The sequence below is a fragment of the Aquimarina sp. genome (assembly GCF_977115655.1).
This window is the reverse complement of sequence record NZ_CDSBKO010000040.1, coordinates 18,470-36,961: the sequence shown is the minus strand read 5'-3', so window position 1 is coordinate 36,961 and position 18,492 is coordinate 18,470. Positions and strand designations below refer to the sequence as shown.

At 31.6% G+C, this 18,492-nt stretch carries 18 protein-coding genes; 10 read left to right on the top strand and 8 right to left on the bottom strand.

Features of this window, described 5'->3' with window-relative positions:
• Positions 1-61: 61 nt before the first annotated feature.
• The 4 genes from ACZIYX_RS16035 to ACZIYX_RS16020 all read left to right on the top strand — a co-directional run bounded on the left by ACZIYX_RS16035 (position 62) and on the right by ACZIYX_RS16020 (position 2,722).
• Positions 62-745 (top strand): TIGR02117 family protein, encoded by a 684-nt coding sequence (locus ACZIYX_RS16035; RefSeq protein ID WP_462683265.1) that lies wholly within the window; start codon positions 62-64, stop codon positions 743-745.
• A gap of 267 nt (positions 746-1,012) precedes the next feature.
• A complete protein-coding gene (locus tag ACZIYX_RS16030) occupies positions 1,013-1,855 on the top strand; it encodes a hypothetical protein (RefSeq protein WP_462683264.1) in 843 nt (280 codons plus the stop codon).
• A 13-nt stretch (positions 1,856-1,868) separates the two neighbouring features.
• The gene (locus ACZIYX_RS16025; protein WP_462683263.1) at positions 1,869-2,126 is read left to right on the top strand and encodes a hypothetical protein; all 258 of its coding nucleotides are present in this window, start codon (positions 1,869-1,871) and stop codon (positions 2,124-2,126) included.
• Positions 2,127-2,308: 182 nt separating this feature from the next.
• Positions 2,309-2,722, top strand: a complete 414-nt coding sequence (locus ACZIYX_RS16020) for a hypothetical protein (protein ID WP_462683262.1) — start codon at positions 2,309-2,311, stop codon at positions 2,720-2,722.
• 57 nt (positions 2,723-2,779) lie between these two features.
• Here the strand turns inward: ACZIYX_RS16020 and ACZIYX_RS16015 are convergent, their stop codons facing one another.
• The gene (locus tag ACZIYX_RS16015) at positions 2,780-3,385 is read right to left on the bottom strand and encodes a fasciclin domain-containing protein (protein ID WP_462683261.1); all 606 of its coding nucleotides are present in this window, start codon (positions 3,383-3,385) and stop codon (positions 2,780-2,782) included.
• A 311-nt stretch (positions 3,386-3,696) separates the two neighbouring features.
• On the opposite strand from ACZIYX_RS16015, the gene ACZIYX_RS16010 reads away from it, so the two are divergent.
• Genes ACZIYX_RS16010 through ACZIYX_RS16000 form a run of 3 tightly spaced genes read left to right on the top strand, consistent with a single transcriptional unit; the run spans position 3,697 to position 5,754 of the window.
• Positions 3,697-4,149 (top strand): carboxymuconolactone decarboxylase family protein, encoded by a 453-nt coding sequence (locus ACZIYX_RS16010; RefSeq protein WP_462683260.1) that lies wholly within the window; start codon positions 3,697-3,699, stop codon positions 4,147-4,149.
• An 18-nt stretch (positions 4,150-4,167) separates the two neighbouring features.
• Positions 4,168-4,590, top strand: a complete 423-nt coding sequence (locus ACZIYX_RS16005) for a DoxX family protein (RefSeq protein WP_462683259.1) — start codon at positions 4,168-4,170, stop codon at positions 4,588-4,590.
• Positions 4,591-4,611: 21 nt separating this feature from the next.
• A complete protein-coding gene (locus ACZIYX_RS16000; RefSeq protein WP_462683258.1) occupies positions 4,612-5,754 on the top strand; it encodes an FAD-dependent monooxygenase in 1,143 nt (380 codons plus the stop codon).
• A gap of 500 nt (positions 5,755-6,254) precedes the next feature.
• On the opposite strand, the gene ACZIYX_RS15995 is transcribed toward ACZIYX_RS16000, so the two are convergent.
• The 7 genes from ACZIYX_RS15995 to ACZIYX_RS15965 form a co-directional block, all read right to left on the bottom strand.
• Positions 6,255-6,881 carry a hypothetical protein gene (locus ACZIYX_RS15995; protein WP_462683257.1) on the bottom strand — a complete coding sequence of 209 codons (627 nt, stop codon included), beginning with the start codon at positions 6,879-6,881 and terminating at the stop codon, positions 6,255-6,257.
• A 1-nt stretch (position 6,882) separates the two neighbouring features.
• Positions 6,883-7,404, bottom strand: coding sequence for a hypothetical protein (locus tag ACZIYX_RS15990; RefSeq protein ID WP_462683256.1), 522 nt, complete (start codon positions 7,402-7,404; stop codon positions 6,883-6,885).
• A 400-nt stretch (positions 7,405-7,804) separates the two neighbouring features.
• Positions 7,805-8,515 carry a hypothetical protein gene (locus tag ACZIYX_RS15985; protein ID WP_462683255.1) on the bottom strand — a complete coding sequence of 237 codons (711 nt, stop codon included), beginning with the start codon at positions 8,513-8,515 and terminating at the stop codon, positions 7,805-7,807.
• Between the two features lie 192 nt (positions 8,516-8,707).
• Positions 8,708-9,061, bottom strand: a complete 354-nt coding sequence (locus ACZIYX_RS15980) for a hypothetical protein (protein ID WP_462683254.1) — start codon at positions 9,059-9,061, stop codon at positions 8,708-8,710.
• A gap of 101 nt (positions 9,062-9,162) precedes the next feature.
• A complete protein-coding gene (locus tag ACZIYX_RS15975) occupies positions 9,163-10,542 on the bottom strand; it encodes a hypothetical protein (RefSeq protein ID WP_462683253.1) in 1,380 nt (459 codons plus the stop codon).
• Between the two features lie 745 nt (positions 10,543-11,287).
• A complete protein-coding gene (obgE, locus tag ACZIYX_RS15970; RefSeq protein WP_462683252.1) occupies positions 11,288-12,286 on the bottom strand; it encodes a GTPase ObgE in 999 nt (332 codons plus the stop codon).
• Between the two features lie 77 nt (positions 12,287-12,363).
• Positions 12,364-13,470, bottom strand: a complete 1,107-nt coding sequence (locus tag ACZIYX_RS15965; RefSeq protein WP_462683251.1) for an adenylate kinase — start codon at positions 13,468-13,470, stop codon at positions 12,364-12,366.
• A gap of 668 nt (positions 13,471-14,138) precedes the next feature.
• On the opposite strand from ACZIYX_RS15965, the gene ACZIYX_RS15960 reads away from it, so the two are divergent.
• From ACZIYX_RS15960 to ACZIYX_RS15950, 3 genes are all read left to right on the top strand, one after another.
• On the top strand, positions 14,139-15,296 hold the full coding sequence (locus ACZIYX_RS15960) for a 5-(carboxyamino)imidazole ribonucleotide synthase (protein ID WP_462683250.1): 1,158 nt from the start codon (positions 14,139-14,141) through the stop codon (positions 15,294-15,296).
• 84 nt (positions 15,297-15,380) lie between these two features.
• Positions 15,381-15,869, top strand: coding sequence for a 5-(carboxyamino)imidazole ribonucleotide mutase (gene purE / locus ACZIYX_RS15955; RefSeq protein WP_462683249.1), 489 nt, complete (start codon positions 15,381-15,383; stop codon positions 15,867-15,869).
• Between the two features lie 566 nt (positions 15,870-16,435).
• Entirely contained in the window at positions 16,436-18,457 is a 2,022-nt protein-coding gene (locus ACZIYX_RS15950; RefSeq protein WP_462683248.1) for a M3 family metallopeptidase, read from the top strand.
• Positions 18,458-18,492 lie beyond the last annotated feature (35 nt).

The following is an 18,492-nucleotide window of genomic DNA, read 5'->3' as shown; positions in this document are numbered from 1 at the left end:
TATGTTGTGAATTCATTTTTCAGATATATCTTTGGGGGCTAATTAATTATATAGCAAAGTTATGCGATTAACCAAAAAGATATTAAAATATATCAAAGCCATCCTGCTAATCCCATTTATCTATATAATCATATCCCTGATTTTTACCTGCGTACCTGTAAATAACAAAACAGATATTACCCCAAAAAACCATACTATTTATCTAAGTTCTAATGGTGTACATCTGGAAATAATTATCCGCAAAGATGACTTGAACGCATCAATTCTGGAAGATCAAAAATATACACCAAAAGATCAATTTTTTTCTTTTGGATGGGGAGACAAAAATTTTTATGTAGAAACCCCGGCATGGGCAGACCTCACTTTTGTAAATGGATTTCAAGCTTTGTTTCTTAAAACCCCAACACTATTACACGTCTCCAGATACCCATCAATACACAAAGACTGGGTTGCTTTAACAATAGATCAGGAACAGCTAAAAAAAATCAATCTTTATATTGCAAATACATTCCGATTAGATTCTGAAAACAAAAAAATAATACTTCCCGGCTTAGGATATTATAAAAATGATGATTTTTATGAATCAACAGGGTACTACACCTGTTTTAATACTTGTAATACCTGGGTAAATACCGGATTAAAAAAAAGCGGTATAAAAGCATGTTTATGGACTCCTTATGACTTTGGTTTGCTTTATATACACAAAAAAACAAGCAAAATAATGGGTAATAATTCGGGTATTTAAGAACTAGGATAAGTAAACATTAAACGATTAATATCGTTTTAACTTTGAAATAGTATAACAACATCCTTAAATAACCATACTTTTTTCTGCCCCAACCTTAAAGCAAAAAATACATGAAACAAAAAAAACACTAAATCAAAGAGTAAAAAGAAAATTATAACTATTCTACTCATCGCAGTATCTGTTTTAGGGGTTATTGCCTTTTATTTTTATAACAAAAAGCATCTGTTTTTCCCAGTAGAGATTGAACCAAAAATAGCAGAATGTGTGGTTAGGAGCAATATTCAATTATATGTGATTAATCCAAAAACATTAGAGTTTGAAAAATATAAAATTCTCCCTTTGGGGTCTAAGGTCGATGTAATGCTCAATAACTGGGTGTTGGCAGATGGATATGGATATTACTACCGGTTGAGTAATTATGAAGGTCGGGACGATATTTTTGCTGAAGAGATGATCCATAAATATATTTCGAATGACGTATTAGAATATTTTTCTTTTAATAATCTTAATTATTACGAAGTATTTCCTACAGATGACTATAATGATATACCATATAAGTTTCAAAGTTGTATTGTAGATTTTTTTTATCAAGAACAGTTGCACAAAAATAAAAGATGGCGTTTTAGTTCTATTTCTGACAGAGCCAAAAGTACTTTTGCTATAGATAATTTTACTAGCAAAAAAGAAAAAGGCATTGCTATTATATTAGAAGGTGAAGACACACGAAGCCACGCCTTATACTTTTTTCACAGAGACAACAACCAAAGATGTAATACCGTATATACTGCCACATACGGAGGTGGCTCTCCTATTATAAAAGTTTTTAAGAAAAATGATTTAATATATCAAAATGGTAATACCTTAAAACCAGCTCCAAACAATGGAATTATTTTAGAGTTTTATGGGGGCAGCTATAAGAGTGCAATTTTATACGATCCTAACCTAAAAAGTTTTATGGATTATACCCAATATATTACACCAATAGATAAAAATGAAGATTTTGAAGAGCCCGATGTAGAAAAAAACACTAACAATATACCTGAAACTCAGGAGCTGGAAACAGATAGTATTTATTTAGAACAAGGGGAACAAGATTATACGCCATAAAAATCCCACAAAAATGATGATATCAGAAAAAATAACATCCAAAAATATCGGAAACCCTGTTTTTCTTATAAGTTTGGGCGTGCTTATCCTAAACGATTGGTTTTTAAAAGCCTTCTTTTACAATAGTATTACTGGAAAATTATCTGATTTTGCCGGGCTTATTGCTTTACCCTTTTTTCTGAGCTTATTTTTTATTAAACAAAAAAAACTATTCATATCCTTATTGGAGTTCTCTTTATTTTCTGGAAAAGCACTTGGTCACAACCTTTAATTAATATATGCAACCAAATAGGTTTACCTATTTACAGAACCGCTGATTATACAGATCTCATTGCATTGCCCTGCATTTTTATCTCCTATCTACTATTAAAAAACAAAAAAGATATAAGACTACGTCCATTTCTATCAAAAATAATCATTATATGTTCTCCTATTGCATTTATCGCTACTTCTATGCCGCCTCGTGAAAACAGAAAATATATAGATATAAATAAAGAATATGTTTTTAATTTTTCAAAAGGAGAACTGGTTTCAAGATTAAATATGGTACAATTATATGAAATTCAAAAACTAAATAAACAACATAGTGAAATTGATTTCAATAGCGAATTAAATATTTTTCACTATCAAAATAGTAAAGACACTTTGGCTTTAATTTTAGATAATAAAATGGTGAGCAATCAAGACACAATCAAGTTTAAAACCTCATTTGTAGATATTGAAATAGTAGGTAATAAAGATACCTCTGCATTAAAATTATTAAACTTATATCACATAGTCACCTTACGCTCTAAAAAAAATTATCGCAAAATAGCTATCAAACAATTTGAGAAACGAATAATAAATGGAATAAGAAAATATCGCTAAACACATTTGTTTTTCTTTAATTCACATCCATATTGTTAAACTAATTCTGCAAACGTATTATTTTTCTGGTATCATTACTGCATCAATGGCATGAATAATCCCATTAGATGCCTCTACATCTGTAGTGACCAATGTACCGCCATTACCCATTTTGTCAATAACAAAAACCTTCCCTTTTTTCATGGACACAGTTAGCTTAGATCCTCCCAACGTTTTTAATTGTGCACTGCCCCTGCCTTCTTTTATAGTTGCAACAATATCCTTTTCTGTAATTTTACCTTCTATTATATGATAATTTAATATAGATTGTAGTTTTTCTTTATTTTCAGGTTCCAGTAATTTTTCTACTTTACCTTCAGGTAATTTATCAAAAGCTATATTTACCGGAGCAAAAATAGTGTAAGAATTATCGTTGTTTAAAATCTTGAAAAACTCTGCTGCATCGATAACTGAAGCGAGTGTAGAAAAACCTTTGTCCATGGCAGTAAACTCTACTATAGTGGGTGTCTTTTTTACTATTTTTTGTGGTTGTATAATATTTTCTGCAATTAATTTTTCATTTCCCTTTATTTCTATCCCTTCTTTTTTAGCTTCGCTACAAGCAGTTATAACTAATAGCCCCGATAAAAAAAGAACTGGTATATTATTTTTTATTTTCATCATAAAGATTTTTCAATGTTATGTATGTCCAAAAACGGTTTATAGATGTTTTGCTATGGTAATATTTAGTTAAATAATAATTAACGAAATACTAAACCTTATAATTTATTACGCAAAATCAAACTACTCCTTCCTGTTTTTTTATAAAAATAGTATAGTACCTGTTTTTTTTATCTGTCAACTTAGTATTTGTAATGTTTCTTCTAGTATTCGTTATTTTAGTTTTATTTCTTAATCAAGATTAATTTTTAAATAATTTCTTTTTTCGAGGTTTGTTATAAATCTTAAAAAAATAAAAAATAAAACATGAAAACATGAAAACAGAAAGAATAAAGATTAATGAAATTAATCCAAATGCTTACAAACCGTTGCTATCTTTATACAATGATGTCAAAAAAAGCTCTTTATCTGATTCAGAATTTTTATTAATTGAAATAAGAGCTTCTCAAATCAACGGTTGCGCCTATTGTGTACAAATGCATATTAAGGATGCTATCCAACAGGGTGAAAAACAATATCGTATTCATGCTTTACCATTTTGGAAGGAATCCCCTTTTTTTACTGAAGAAGAACAGATAATCCTTGAGGTAACCGAGGCTGTTACCAATATTTCTTTAGAAGGGTTGAATGATATACTTTATGAAAGAGCTATTCATTTTTTTGGAGAAAAAAAAGTAGCTGATATTATTATGGCTGTTTGTTGTATTAATTCATGGAACAGAATAGGAAGAGCAACTCTAATGACCCCAATACCGTCACAAGATTAACCAAATTTAATATAAACAATGATTATCTATATCAAACTTTTTTTAAGGTTGAGTCTTGCTTTTGGTTTTTTATCGGCTGTTGCAGATAGGCTTGGCTGGTGGCCAACAGAAAAATCTACCTGGGGTAACTGGGGTAATTTTATCGCATACACCAAAACACTAAATCCCTGGTTCCCTGATAATTTCACAAATTTTATTGGTATTATAGTTACTTGTGCAGAAGTAATTCTTGCTGTACTTTTAATTATTGGTTTTAAAACCTCATTATCTGCCAAAATTAGTGGCACATTACTTCTTATATTTGGAGTAGCAATGTCTATTACGGTTGGTATTAAAGCACCTTTGGATTATTCGGTATTTTCTGCCGCTGCAGCTGCTTTTGGGCTTGGTTTAATTAAAGAGAAGTATCTGGAAGTTGACATATTACTACGTACAAAATAAACTTTAAAAACATACTATTTTATGATTTCAATTATTGGAGCTGGTATAGGAGGGTTATCATTAGCCTTAGCTTTAGAAAAGCTTAATATTGAGTATCGGATATTCGAAAAAACAAATTCTATCAATGCAGTTGGGGCAGGAATATGGCTTGCCCCAAATGCTTTGCAAGTATTAGAGTGGTTGGGCATTCTGGAATCTATACAAAACGAAGGCAATTCTATAAATAGGATTACTATAACTACACATGACCTAAAACCATTATCTGATTCTTGCCAGCAATTTATAAAGGATACATTTGGGTACAGTACTATTGCTATACACCGGGCAAAGTTTCAGGAAATTCTTTTACAAAATATACCTGAAGAAAAAGTTATATTAGGAAAATCATTTGACAAGTTTGAGTATTTAAGTGATAACAGAATCCAAATCATATTTGAGGATACTACTCAAATCAAAACCGACTACGTTATTGGCGCAGATGGTATACACTCTAAAGTAAGAAAGCAACTATTTCCAACAAGTGCAATTAGATACTCCGGACAAACATGCTGGAGAGGTGTTGCGAATATAGAAATTGAGGATCGTTTTAAACACCAGGGTATCGAAATGTGGGGAAATCAAATACGTTTCGGAATCTCTAGAATTGCAAACAAAAAGGTGTATTGGTTTGCTGTAGTTACCAGTAAACCCAATAGTAAAAGCGCTTTTTCAGATGTAAAAAAACATCTTACAGATATGTTTTCATCTTTTGATCCAATAGTAGGGAAACTAATTTTAAACACAGATCCGTGTACTATAATAAAAGGGGATATAAATGATATTCAACCATTAAAGTATTGGTATAAAGACACCGTATGCCTTATTGGTGATGCTGCCCATTGTGCTACTCCTGATCTAGGACAAGGAGGTGCACAAGCTATTGAAGATGCTTATTATTTATCTAATTTTATTGCTCAAGAAAATGATATTCCGAATGCATTCTCAAAATTTCATGCAAAAAGACGCAAAAAAGTTGATTTTATAGTTGCACAATCCAGAAATACAGAAAAGATTGCACACTTAAAATATGGAAAAAGAATGCGTAATTTTATCCTGAAAAGTATTCCAAAAAGTATACTAGATAAAAAAATGTTAGAACTATATCAAATGGAGAAAATCAATTAATTTATTGTTTATATTAATTTTAATCCACATTGTAGAGTAATTTTATAGGGCTTCTTTGAAATAAAAGAAAAAGTTTTTGCTGAATGTCCCGAGGCAATTGACTCTTTATAAATTTTATCTTGCCCTGTAAATTTATTTTTTGAGTTTACCCAGGTAATACCATTTTAACTTTGAAAAAGCACTAATAAATTATTTCTTTTTCATCTATTCTTCGTTAAAAAATATAACTGTAACTACCGCTATGCTTGATATCAGATCAATTCTGGCACAAGCTTTTTGCCTTGAATACTTAAAAAATAAATTCAATTTCTATACGCACTATTTCAAAGTTAAAATGGTATAATCTCTTAATAAGAGAGTGACAAATAAGAATTAAAGTGATTTAAACTTTTTTCAATTCTCTATAAAAATTCTTTTTAACCAAGATCAAAAAAGTTTAAACCACTTCATTTCTTAAATCCTAATGATATCCTTTTTAGTGCCCCCTGTAACAAACACACCTATTCGTTTTTGGTTGCGTTATCCACAGCTTCTAATTTATAGATCAATTCTCCATATTTAATTTGATTGGGCATATCTTCATATACATCTACAAATGTGCGGTTGGTATAACTCTCTGGAATTAAAAAAGGCATATTTCCTTTGTAGGTTTCTAGCACCAAGACATTGTCTTGATGTGTTCCCACTGCTTTAGACATGGTATTTGCCAATGAGTTTCCGCTATAAGCTGCTGCCATATCCAAAATCCTAAAATCCTTATCCATAGCCAGATCAAATCTATAATAATTATAGTTTGATTCTTCTGGGTTAGGCAGGCTAAATGAAAAATTGAATTTGCCTTCAAGCACATCTTCATGGTTCCATATTTTCACCAAATAAGTTCCCGGAAGAAGTGTTTTATTTACTGTATTTCCAGGGTTGATTATTTCATTTATTGCCCAAACATTACTTGGTGTCCCGTTTTCATATATCATCTCAAAAGTGACCGATTTTTGGTCTTTGCTGGTATTGAACAATCTGAAATGCTGTCTTGCCCCATCCTGTTCGTTTGCTATAGCTCCAAGAATAATACCTCCTAGTATCAAAAAAACGATAAATCCTATACCAATTTTAATAATTGTTTTCATATTAAACTTTCTGAAATATGTTATCTGTTATACTTAACACTCTTTTTTGAAGGTTTTCATTTTCTTCTTTATATTTTTTTAGTATAACTGTTTTAAGGAAAGAGGTCAAAATCATTCCTAAGATACCTGTTATAAGACCGCCCAAACCTCCTGCCAATTTATAACCTGGCAAAAAGTCTAATGGCGCTATATGATTAGCCCCCATGTAAGCCCCTACAAACATAAAAGGAAAGACTATCCCATATATTAAAAAAACACCAATCTTTGTAGATTCTGAAACCTCAATCTTTAGATTACTAAAACTTTTCTTTTCCCAATTTAAAGAAACTGAGGTTCCTATTTTATTACCTTTTCTTATTTTAATCTCATAAGTCCACTCGTCCTCTATTTTGGTATCTTTTCCTAAAGAAATTATGTATTCATTACCAAAACCATTATTTAACTTAGTCGTTAAACCAAAAACAAACTCTTTGATTTCTTCTTTTGCTGTATTTACGTCTTTTGCTTTTAATTCGTATACCATCTGTTAATTTTTATGTGATAAAAATTGCTTGTCCCTGTTTCCTTATTCTTTTTATTTTTTTTCAAACCGCAACCATTTTGGTAATAATATGAAGATTGGAAGAATCCTATAAACCAACATTTTTGCTATTGTTGATGACAAAAACCGAACTGATAATCAAATAGTTTTAATTTGGTTTGGTTTTCCATTCCATTTAATACTTCTACCTATCCTGTTACTTTTCTTAATAACCATGTCTGCACTCCTGTCAAAGAGCTTGAACGCACTTCATCCCAAAAGAAGAAAACATAGTATCCAGATCGTTTTTTGATATTTTTTTGGCAAGGTTTTTCTATTGTTATTTCAATTTTTCTTACCGTTTTCAGTTTACTATGATCTTCTATTAAGAGAGCCTGATCATTTATTTAAATGTAATGTTGGTAACTTCTTGTTTTAAGCTAAAAATCTTTGAGTGTAAATCCTCGCTTGGTCCTAAAATAGGCATTCTTTTTGATGTTCCCTTATATAACGCAGGAAAATTATCGTCTTTCATGGCAGGTTTAAAATTATAATTCCCTATAGCATCACCGTCATCTGTATATAATATATCCCCATTTTTATCATAATAAATGGTAGTCATCGTAATCATATTAAAAACCTCATCACTATTGTTTTCTATCGTATAATCGACAAATTTTTCACCATTGCTGTTAGGATTATTAATAGATGATTTAAGAACTAAATGATCTATCACATTTATTTTTCTTTTTAAGATTTGCATTTCTGATTTTGTCCTTTCTATTTGTTCCAAATACAGTTTTGCCATAGAATCATCCATTTCGGATGCTTTTTTGATAACACTTTCTAAAGGCTTTAATAACTGAAAAATAGAATCATTAAAGGTTACAACCTCTTTAAATGTGTTTTCAGACGAATTATGGACTTTAAATTCATTGACTAATGCTTCAGCTTTATCAAATTCTTTTTTAAATTCACAATCTACTTGTTTAGCTCCCATATAACAGCCTTCTGTTTCATTGTCTGTACCTTCAGCCTCTGCCTCCTTTTTTTGTTTACATGCCCCAAGGGTAATTAATGTTACTATTGCTACTATTGTGTATTTTTTCATCATGGTTATTATTGTTTTATTGATTTTTACTTTATCTGTTCTGATATTTATACTAGTTATCTCATTCAAAATTATTTTGAAAAAGATTTCTTAGCTATCTCAGACAATTACTATCTTTTTAATTGTAGTTTATTAATAATGTGTAAGGAACATAGTATTGATATCTTTGATTTTTTGTCTTTCAAATTTTGAACACTACATTTTTTGGTTCAATTCGTTTTCCCATTCCTGATAATTTTTGACAATGATCCTATATGTTTCATTATGCTTATCTGTTATTTCTAAGACATTTTTTGTTGCACCGTGTTTTCCTTGCGTTACTTTTTTTATGTCTTTAATCTCAAGATTGAATCCAAAACTTTTCTTTTCAACTTTTTGTTTGAGTAAAGCACCTAAAATCCCCAATCCACCAACACCTTTTTTATGTGCATCCAGAACAAGTCTGCCGGATGTAAGATAAAGTGTTCCATTCATTAAGTTTACTTTTGATTTAAGATATCCTACTTTTTCTTCTTTTTGAATCCCTTCTTTTACTAGTTCTTCTTTCATAAATAGTTTTTTCTTTTATAAATATTTTTCATTAACCCAATACAGTCTCTACGGCTTCAACCCATGTTGTTTTCTTTGCACATATAGCCCGGTATTATTATTTATTTCACTTTATCACAACTTAATTCACCTCTAAAACCAATAGTATATTGCCTGATATTTTCGCTATATTCTCCATTTCCCAAATAGTTTTTTAAAAACCCAAAATTTCTATATCCGCAACCTTCATTATCAGAATACAAAACATCACCTTCTACATAGTTTCCTTTAATATTTCCATAATCATCTTTTAAGATTTGCCAATCTAATGTGATTATAACTTTATGAAATTTTACTCCCGGCCAGTCTTTATTATTTGCCCATAGCTTAATTTGTTGCATCATTTCTGCTTCCAAATTTGCATTACGCATTACAGGAGTAGGTATTCTTTTTGATTTTAAAGCTCCTTCTTCTATTTCTTTAGCCATATTTATTAAATCTTCTGTTCCCTCTGTTGTATCATAGGTTATAACACCAAAATAAAGCTCGTCTTCTTGGTCCATTTTTCCATCGGTAAGCGATATTCTTAAATTGTGTTTATAAGGATCCAAACGTTCTCCCATTCTGCCCAATAAAAAGGAAGCTCCATCTTTATCTATCTTCATACTACCCAAAGACGAAGGAACTACTTGAAATACTACATAGTTTTTTTCTAAATCTGTTTTCTTTAATGTTTTTACAGTACATTGATTTACTATTTCATTTTCTTTTGGCAACAGGTCTTTCTCCATCTTATCCATCCCGATAGTTACCCAATAGTGACTTCGTCCAAAATTGTCCTGAAAATAATTACTTAGCCGCTCCAAATAATCACTTTCTTTTATTGCTGTTGGAAAGTATGCTACGCCCCAGATTTCATCTCCCACTTTAAAGTCGGTTTTAATTGTTGAAATATCTTCTTTACCAACAATTGGTTCCTGAGAGAAAAAGATAATTTTTCCTATATTTTTTTTGTGAAAATCTGAAATTGCATCTTTCACAAAATATTCAAGGGGTTCTTTTTTTTCTTCTTCCTTATCTTTTTTCTTTCCCCAAACACTCCCTAATTCTTTGGACAGCTCAGACATAAGGCTTGGTTGTTTTCTTAGTGCTTTTAGTTCTTTTTTGTTGTTTACCAAAATATCTTCTTTCACAATTAAATTCATATCACCTAATTGCAAAAGTGTTAGAAAACTATTCCTTTTTGTCAAAACATAATTTTCTTTACCATTAACACTTTCATAGCTATCCTGCAAATTTTTCAGGGATGAAAAGATTATCTCCGAAACTCCATTATATGTCTCGAATGTTGCTTTTATACTACCATCTCTTCTATTAAGAATAGTAATTTGTTTTATTTCATTTCCACTTACAAAATAAAGTCCATCAGGAATTTTTTGAGCACTTATCTTTATAAAAAACAGCATCAAACCAATAACGAGAACATTCTTAAACTTATTCATACTTGCTTATTAAAATCTTTAACATGCTCAAAGCTAAGTATTCATCAAAACAAAAAATGATCTACCTTATATTCGTATTCTTTTTAAGGATATTTGACACTCTTTATTTGATATTTGAAATTTAACAGAGGTCCTTTTTTAGTTTTTGGGGCATATTTTTTTTCCTGAATGGCATTGATCCGGATACGTTTATGAGAAACGAATGAAGATTTTTATAAATTAAAAAAACAACTGACCGGATATGACAGAATAAGGTTGTTTTTGAAAACTCAATGTATGATCTTATATCAGGCATACTTTGAGTTTGCTATAAAAGAGTGTTAGTTGTTTTTTGCCCGGATAAAAAAAAGGTTTTGCTTGGCTTTATACCATTTTAACTTTGAAACAGCATTAATAAATTATTTCTTTTTCCTCTATTCTTCGTTAAAAAATATAACCGTAACTACAGCTGTGCTTGATACCAGATCAAGTCTGACACAAGCTTTTTGCCTTGAATACTTAAAAAGTAAATTCAATTTCTATACGCACTATTTCAAAGTTAAAATGGTATTACTTATTGTCAGGCATAACCATAACTACAGTATAGACCTGTAACAAAACTACTTCTGCACAAAAAAAGGGAGAGCTTTTTAAAGCCCTCCCTGTATTTTTAAATTACACATTTCGTGTCTTGGCACCAAATATATTTTGTTTTTGAGATAAGCCCCAAGAAATTATGCTTTCAATGAGGGATTCAAAGAGTCTCTCAAACATTTAACATTTGCCAAAGCTTATCTTTTAGCTCTTGCAATCCTTGTTGCGCTACTGAAGAAATAAATATATAAGGAACATTTAATTTTTGATTCAACTCTATCTTTAGCTCTTCTTTCAATTCATCATCCAGCATATCACATTTAGAGATAGCTACCAGTCTTTCTTTATCCAATAAATCCGGATTATACCTACGTAATTCGTCCAAAAGGATTTCATACTGTTTATTGATATCGGGAGCATCTGCCGGAATTAAAAACAACAAGGTAGAATTACGCTCAATATGTCTTAAAAAACGATGTCCTATTCCTTTTCCTTCTGCCGCTCCTTCAATAATACCTGGTATATCAGCCATTACGAAGGTTTGAAAATCCCTGTACTCTACAATACCCAAATTTGGTTTAAGGGTTGTAAACTCATAATCTGCAATCTTTGGCTTTGCAGAAGTAATTACAGATAGTAGTGTAGATTTTCCTGCATTAGGAAAGCCTACTAATCCAACATCTGCCAATATTTTTAACTCTAAAGTAATATCATACTCTTGCCCTTCGGTTCCTGGTTGGGCATATCGAGGTGTTTGGTTGGTCGGGCTTTTAAAGTGCCAATTTCCTCTGCCCCCCATACCTCCTTCGGCAATTATAAATTCTTGCCCTTCCTCGGTAATTTCTTTTATGATATTTTGGGTTTCGGTATCTCTGATAACTGTACCCAAAGGTACATCTACATAAATATCTTCTCCATCTGCTCCTGTGCTTCTACTCTTACTACCGTGTCCCCCATGTTCTGCTCTAAAGTGACGTTTAAATTTTAAGTGGTACAAAGTCCACATATTAGAGTTTGCCTTAATGATAATATGACCTCCTCGTCCTCCATCACCTCCATCAGGGCCTCCTTTGGAAATATACTTTTCGCGATGCAGGTGCGCAGATCCTTTACCCCCGTTACCCGAAACAACATGCAACTTTACATAATCTACAAAATTTCCTTCTGTCATAATTCTATTCTATTAAATCCTTTATTTGTATTTTATATTTTGGCGTTCTTATATACTATTAAATGTTACCAGACAAACTAAAGTTTATCTATTACATTACTTAATCTGTCTGTAATCTCACTTACAGCACCTACTCCATCAATTCCAAAATATTTATCTTGTTTTTGGTAGTAATTCTTTAATATTGCGGTTTCTGTATAATATACTTTAATACGATTACGGATTATACTCTCATCTGCATCATCTGGTCTACCCGATGTTTTTCCTCTTTCTAATAATCGTTGTACCAAAACCTCATCTTCAACTTCTAAAGCTACCATTGCGCTAACCTCTGTCCCTTTTGTTTTTAATAATTGGGCTAAAGAATCTGCCTGAGCTTCGGTTCTGGGAAATCCATCAAAAATAAAACCTTTTGCTTTTGGGTTTTTATCTACTTCTGCATTAAGCATATTAATAGTAACCTCATCTGGCACCAATTGTCCTTTATCAATATATGATTTTGCAAGAGTTCCTAGCTCGGTTGCATTTTTTATATTATATCGAAACACATCTCCTGTAGAAATATGCACCAGATCATATTGTTGTTTTAAAACTTCTGCTTGTGTTCCTTTTCCTGCTCCCGGTGGTCCAAATAGCACCAAATTTGTCATGTTGTTTGATTTTAATTGATAAACTTCTGTAAGGTTACGACCCAGTCCATTATAATCCAGTCCGTATCCAACAATAAATCGATTTGGGATCTTGATCCCTATATAATCTATATTATGTTTTTTTGTATATGCTTCGGGTTTATAAAACAATGTAGCTATTTTAAGTTCTGCACACCCCTTTTCTGCAAGCATTTCTACTAATGCTTCTATAGTATTACCTGTATCTACAATATCTTCAACAATAACCACAGATCTTCCTGATACTTCTTCTTTTAACCCAACTAATTCCTTAACTGTATTAGTAGTTTCTGTTCCCTGATAGGAAGCTAGTTTTACAAAGCTAATTTCACAATCATGGTTAAATCGCTTCAATATTTCTGATGCAAACATAAACGCACCATTTAATACTACAATAAACAAAGGTTTTTTATCTGCCAAATCTTTATTCAATTTATCAGACACTTTGTCTATTGCAGCAACTATTTCATCTTCTACAATAAAAGGAACAAATTGTAAATCATGTAGTTTCACCATTCTACCTGCCACCTTTTTAATTTTAAAGCGGCAAAGATAGTGATTAGAAATGAGCATAACTAAGATTTACCATATCAACCTGCATTTACACAAAACAAACCATACAAGCTTTTTATCCTATATAATAAATACAACGAGTAGTACTATTACAACAAACAGAAAAACAGAATTATTTTAAAATAAAAATCGTATCGAATCTATTTAATTTTGTGTAGTAATATTAATCGTAGGTATAAAAATGGAGTTTGTTTTTTAAGTATTCAAGACAAAAAGCTTGTGCCAGACTTGATCCTGCATCGGGCATAGCATTTGCACATAACCAAACCGAAGTATGGTTATGTTTTTTTACCAAGAGGAAATAGATGAAAAAGAAATAATTTATTGATGCTGTTTTAAAGTTAAAATGATACAACATGACAAGAGACCAAACTCATGGGTATACTTCTATTTATTTTTTGAGGTAAGTTTAGATAATTTAATCCTTAATAGTATACCATATAGAAATCAAATCTTTATATAAAATAGATTGCAAATCATAAATTATGAATTACATATTTTTTTATTTTATATCCTTATAAATATAATAATGGTTTTTACCTTGCAATAGTATGGATATTGTTGCCGAAAAAATTATTTTTGCTGCTTAAAGCATAAATAAAACCCCAGAAATGACAAACTTTTTCTCGTCAAACTTTAAGTTAGGAATATTAGGAGGAGGGCAACTAGGTAAAATGATGTTGTATGAAACCCGAAAATACGATATAAAAACCCATGTTCTTGATCCTAGCCAGGATGCCCCTTCCAAAATAGCTTGCGACCATTTTCAACAGGGCAATCTAATGGATTATGACACGGTATACAATTTTGGAAAAAAAGTAGATGTACTTACTTTTGAAATTGAGTCGGTAAATATAGATGCTTTAATTCAACTGGAAAAAGAAGGAAAAAAAGTATATCCAAGTTCAAAAACTTTAGAAAAAATACAAAATAAAGGGCGCCAAAAATTATTTTATAAGGAGAAAAAAATTCCTACCGCAGAGTTCGTTAGATTTTCTAACAAAACTCATCTTACAGAAGGGATTACAAGTAATAAAGTAAAACTACCTTTTGTATGGAAAAGCACGCAAGGGGGATATGATGGCAAAGGTGTTTGTATAATTAAATCAGGGGCAGACCTGGCAAAATTACCAGATACAGAGTGCATTGCAGAAAGCTTGATTGATTTTAAAAACGAGCTGGCGGTTATTGTAGCCCGAAGCCCTGGTGGGGAAATCAAAACATACCCTGTTGTAGAAATGGAGTTTCATCCGGAAGCCAATCAGGTAGAATATGTTATATGTCCAGCCAGAATAGAGGAAGAAATTGCAAAAAAAGCAATGAAAATTGCAGAAAAAGTATCTCAGGCATTTGAGCATGTTGGGATATTAGCGGTAGAAATGTTTCAAACGCAGGATGATGACATCCTTGTCAACGAAGTTGCTCCCAGACCCCATAACAGTGGTCATTATAGTATTGAAGCCAGTTATACCAATCAATTTGAGCAGCATATAAGAGCTATTCTGGATTTACCTCTTGGAGCTACAGAAAGTAAAGTAGGCGGTATTATGGTAAACTTGGTGGGTGCTGAAGGATATACCGGAGATGTAGTCTATAAAGATATAGAGTCCATCCTTAAAATGAAAGGTGTTACCCCCCATATTTACGGAAAAAAACAAACAAGGCCTTTTAGAAAAATGGGACATGTTACTATAATTCATGAAAACATTGATGAAGCCAGAAAGATAGCAGAGCAAGTAAAAAGTACAATAAAAGTAATTAGTACATAGAGGTTTGAGATGAAAAAATCTATTAACAGAAACATCTTTTCTAATTTTTTATTAAACAATTAATTATAAAACATACAATAAATAATGAGCAAGGTAGGAATTATAATGGGCAGTATAAGTGATATGCCTGTAATGGAAAAAGCTATTGAGGTTCTACAGGGCTTTGATATCGAAGTTGAAGTGGATATCGTTTCTGCACACCGTACCCCGGAAAAATTGTTTGATTATTCAAAAAATGCGCATACCAAAGGAATACAGGTAATTATTGCGGGTGCCGGAGGAGCTGCTCATTTGCCAGGCATGGTAGCTTCCCTGTCTCCTTTGCCTGTTATTGGTGTACCTGTAAAATCACGCAACTCTATAGATGGTTGGGACTCTGTATTATCTATTTTACAAATGCCAGGAGGAGTTCCTGTAGCAACTGTTGCTTTGGATGGGGCATTGAATGCCGGTATTTTGGCTGCTCAAATCCTGGGAGCCAGTGACAAATGTATATTAGATAAAATTATTATGTACAAAGAAGGATTGAAGCAAAAAGTTATTGAAGGAGCTAAACAAATAAAAAAGCAATAAAAAAAAAGAGCTACTTTTCAGTAGCTCTCTTGAATATCAGGTCTTACAAAAGAATATAACAATATTTATTAACCAACTTAAATATATTACACAAAAAATTCAACGTAAGACCATTACTCTTAAAACCTGAAACAAAGGTAAAACCTTACTTTGATTACACAATAAAAGTAATGTTAAATTTTACATACTTTTCGATAAAATACCTATATATTCGTTAAAAAGCATATTTTTGACATTTCCAAATGACTTTTGATTGAAAAAGCAGACATTAAAAACAAGTTATTAACCCAAAAAAACGTTTTTTTTAAAAATAAAAAGCAAAAGAGCCGCAAAAATTGCAGCTCTTTCATCAAATTTGGTCCTTAATATTAGAAACAATTATTAATATTCATACCCCAAATAAAAATAACCACCTGTTCTAATAACAGACCATACTAATAAACCTTGTCAAATCTATCTGTATATAGTTTAGTTTTGATAAAAACACAGATAACCATTGAGTGTTTTTCGACAAAAGGTTATTTTTTTCGACATAAGTAATAAAAACAAGAAATTATCACTATAAAATGAAAAACCCATTATTACAATTATTCGATACTGCTCCTTTTTCAGAAATAAAGCCCGAGCATTTTTTACCCGCAATCAAAAATGGTATCTCTATTGCTAAAAAAGAAGTAGATGCTATAGTTACTAATCCTGAACCAGCTTCTTTTTTGAATACTATAGAGGTTTTGGATTATTGCGGAGAACTTCTGGACAGAGTCACCAGTGTGTTTTTTAATTTGAATAGCGCCGAAACTAATGATGAAATTCAAAAAATAGCACAAGAAGCTTCTCCTTTACTTTCTGAATATAGTAATGATATAGCTCTTAATCTTGATTTGTTTAATCGAATTGAATCTGTCTATAAACAAAAAGATGTATTAAACCTTAATGCAGAACAGTCCAGACTGCTTGAAAAAAGATATAAATCATTTTCAAGAAATGGAGCTAATCTACCTGATGATAAAAAGGAAATACTTAGAGCAATAGACAAAGAACTTTCTACTTTAAGCTTAAAATTTGGAGAAAACATTTTGGCAGAGACCAATAAATTTGAAATGTTACTCACCGAAGAATCGGATTTATCTGGTTTACCAGAAGGGGCTAAAGAAGCTGCCAAAGCTATGGCTGAAGCCAAGGACAAAAAAGGTTGGTTAATTACTTTGGACTATCCCAGCTACATACCTTTTATTACGTATGCGGATAACAGGGAGCTACGAAAAAAACTTGCGCTTGCTTTTGGATCCAAAGGATTTAACAAAGACTCTTTGGATAATCAAGACATTGTTTTAAAAATAGCAACCCTTAGACACCAACGTGCTCTTTTATTAGGATATGCCTCACATGCAGATTATGTTCTTGAAGAGCGTATGGCAGAAGCACCAGACAGGGTATTTTCTTTTTTGAATGAAATTCTGGAAAAAGCAAAACCTGCTGCAGAAAATGAGTTTAAACAATTAGAAAATTTTGCCAAAGAATTAGATGGTATTGATGTGCTTCAAAAATGGGATGGTGCTTATTATTCTGAAAAATTAAAACAAAAACTTTTTGATCTGGATGACGAAAAGCTTAAGCCATATTTTAAACTGGAAAATGTAATTGATGGGGTATTTACGGTTGCCAATAAATTATTCGGGCTTCAGTTTGAAGAAACTAAAGATATAGACACTTACCATGAAGAGGTAAAAACATACAATGTTACAAATTGGGAAGGAAATTTTGTTGCTCTATTTTATGCAGATTTTCATCCAAGACCAGGAAAACGTAATGGGGCATGGATGACTTCATATAAATCACAAATGAGAAAAAATGGGGACAATATACGCCCGCACGTCTCTATCGTTTGTAATTTCACTAAACCTACTCCCAGCAAACCTTCTTTATTAACATTTAATGAAGTTACTACTTTATTTCATGAATTTGGTCATGCATTGCATGGTATGCTTGCAGATACAACTTATCCCGGTTTATCGGGAACTAGTGTATATTGGGATTTTGTAGAGTTGCCTAGCCAAATACTAGAAAATTGGTGTTATGAACAAGAAGCTCTTGAGCTTTTTGCTAAACATTATGAAACCGGCGAAGTAATTCCAATAGAATTAATTGAAAAAATCAAAGAATCTGCAACGTTTATGGAAGGGATGGCCACTCTTCGTCAATTAAGTTTTGGATTATTGGATATGTCATGGCATGCAAAAGATCCATCTGTGGTAAAAAACGTAAAAGAACATGAAAAAGAAACTTTTGCGGCTACTTCTTTATACCCCGATGTAGAAGAAAATTGTATGAGTACTGCTTTTTCACATATCTTTCAGGGAGGATACTCTGCCGGATATTACTCTTATAAATGGGCAGAGGTATTAGATGCTGATGCTTTTGAATATTTTAAAGAAAATGGAATTTTTAACAAAGAGATTGCCACCAAATTTAAAGATCATGTATTATCTAAAGGCGGAACTGAAAACCCAATGGTACTCTATAAGCGTTTTAGAGGTCAGGAACCCAAACCCGAAGCTTTATTAAAACGAGCAGGGTTATTAAAATAAATATCTCGATAAATGTCAAAAAGGGCTTGCCGGAT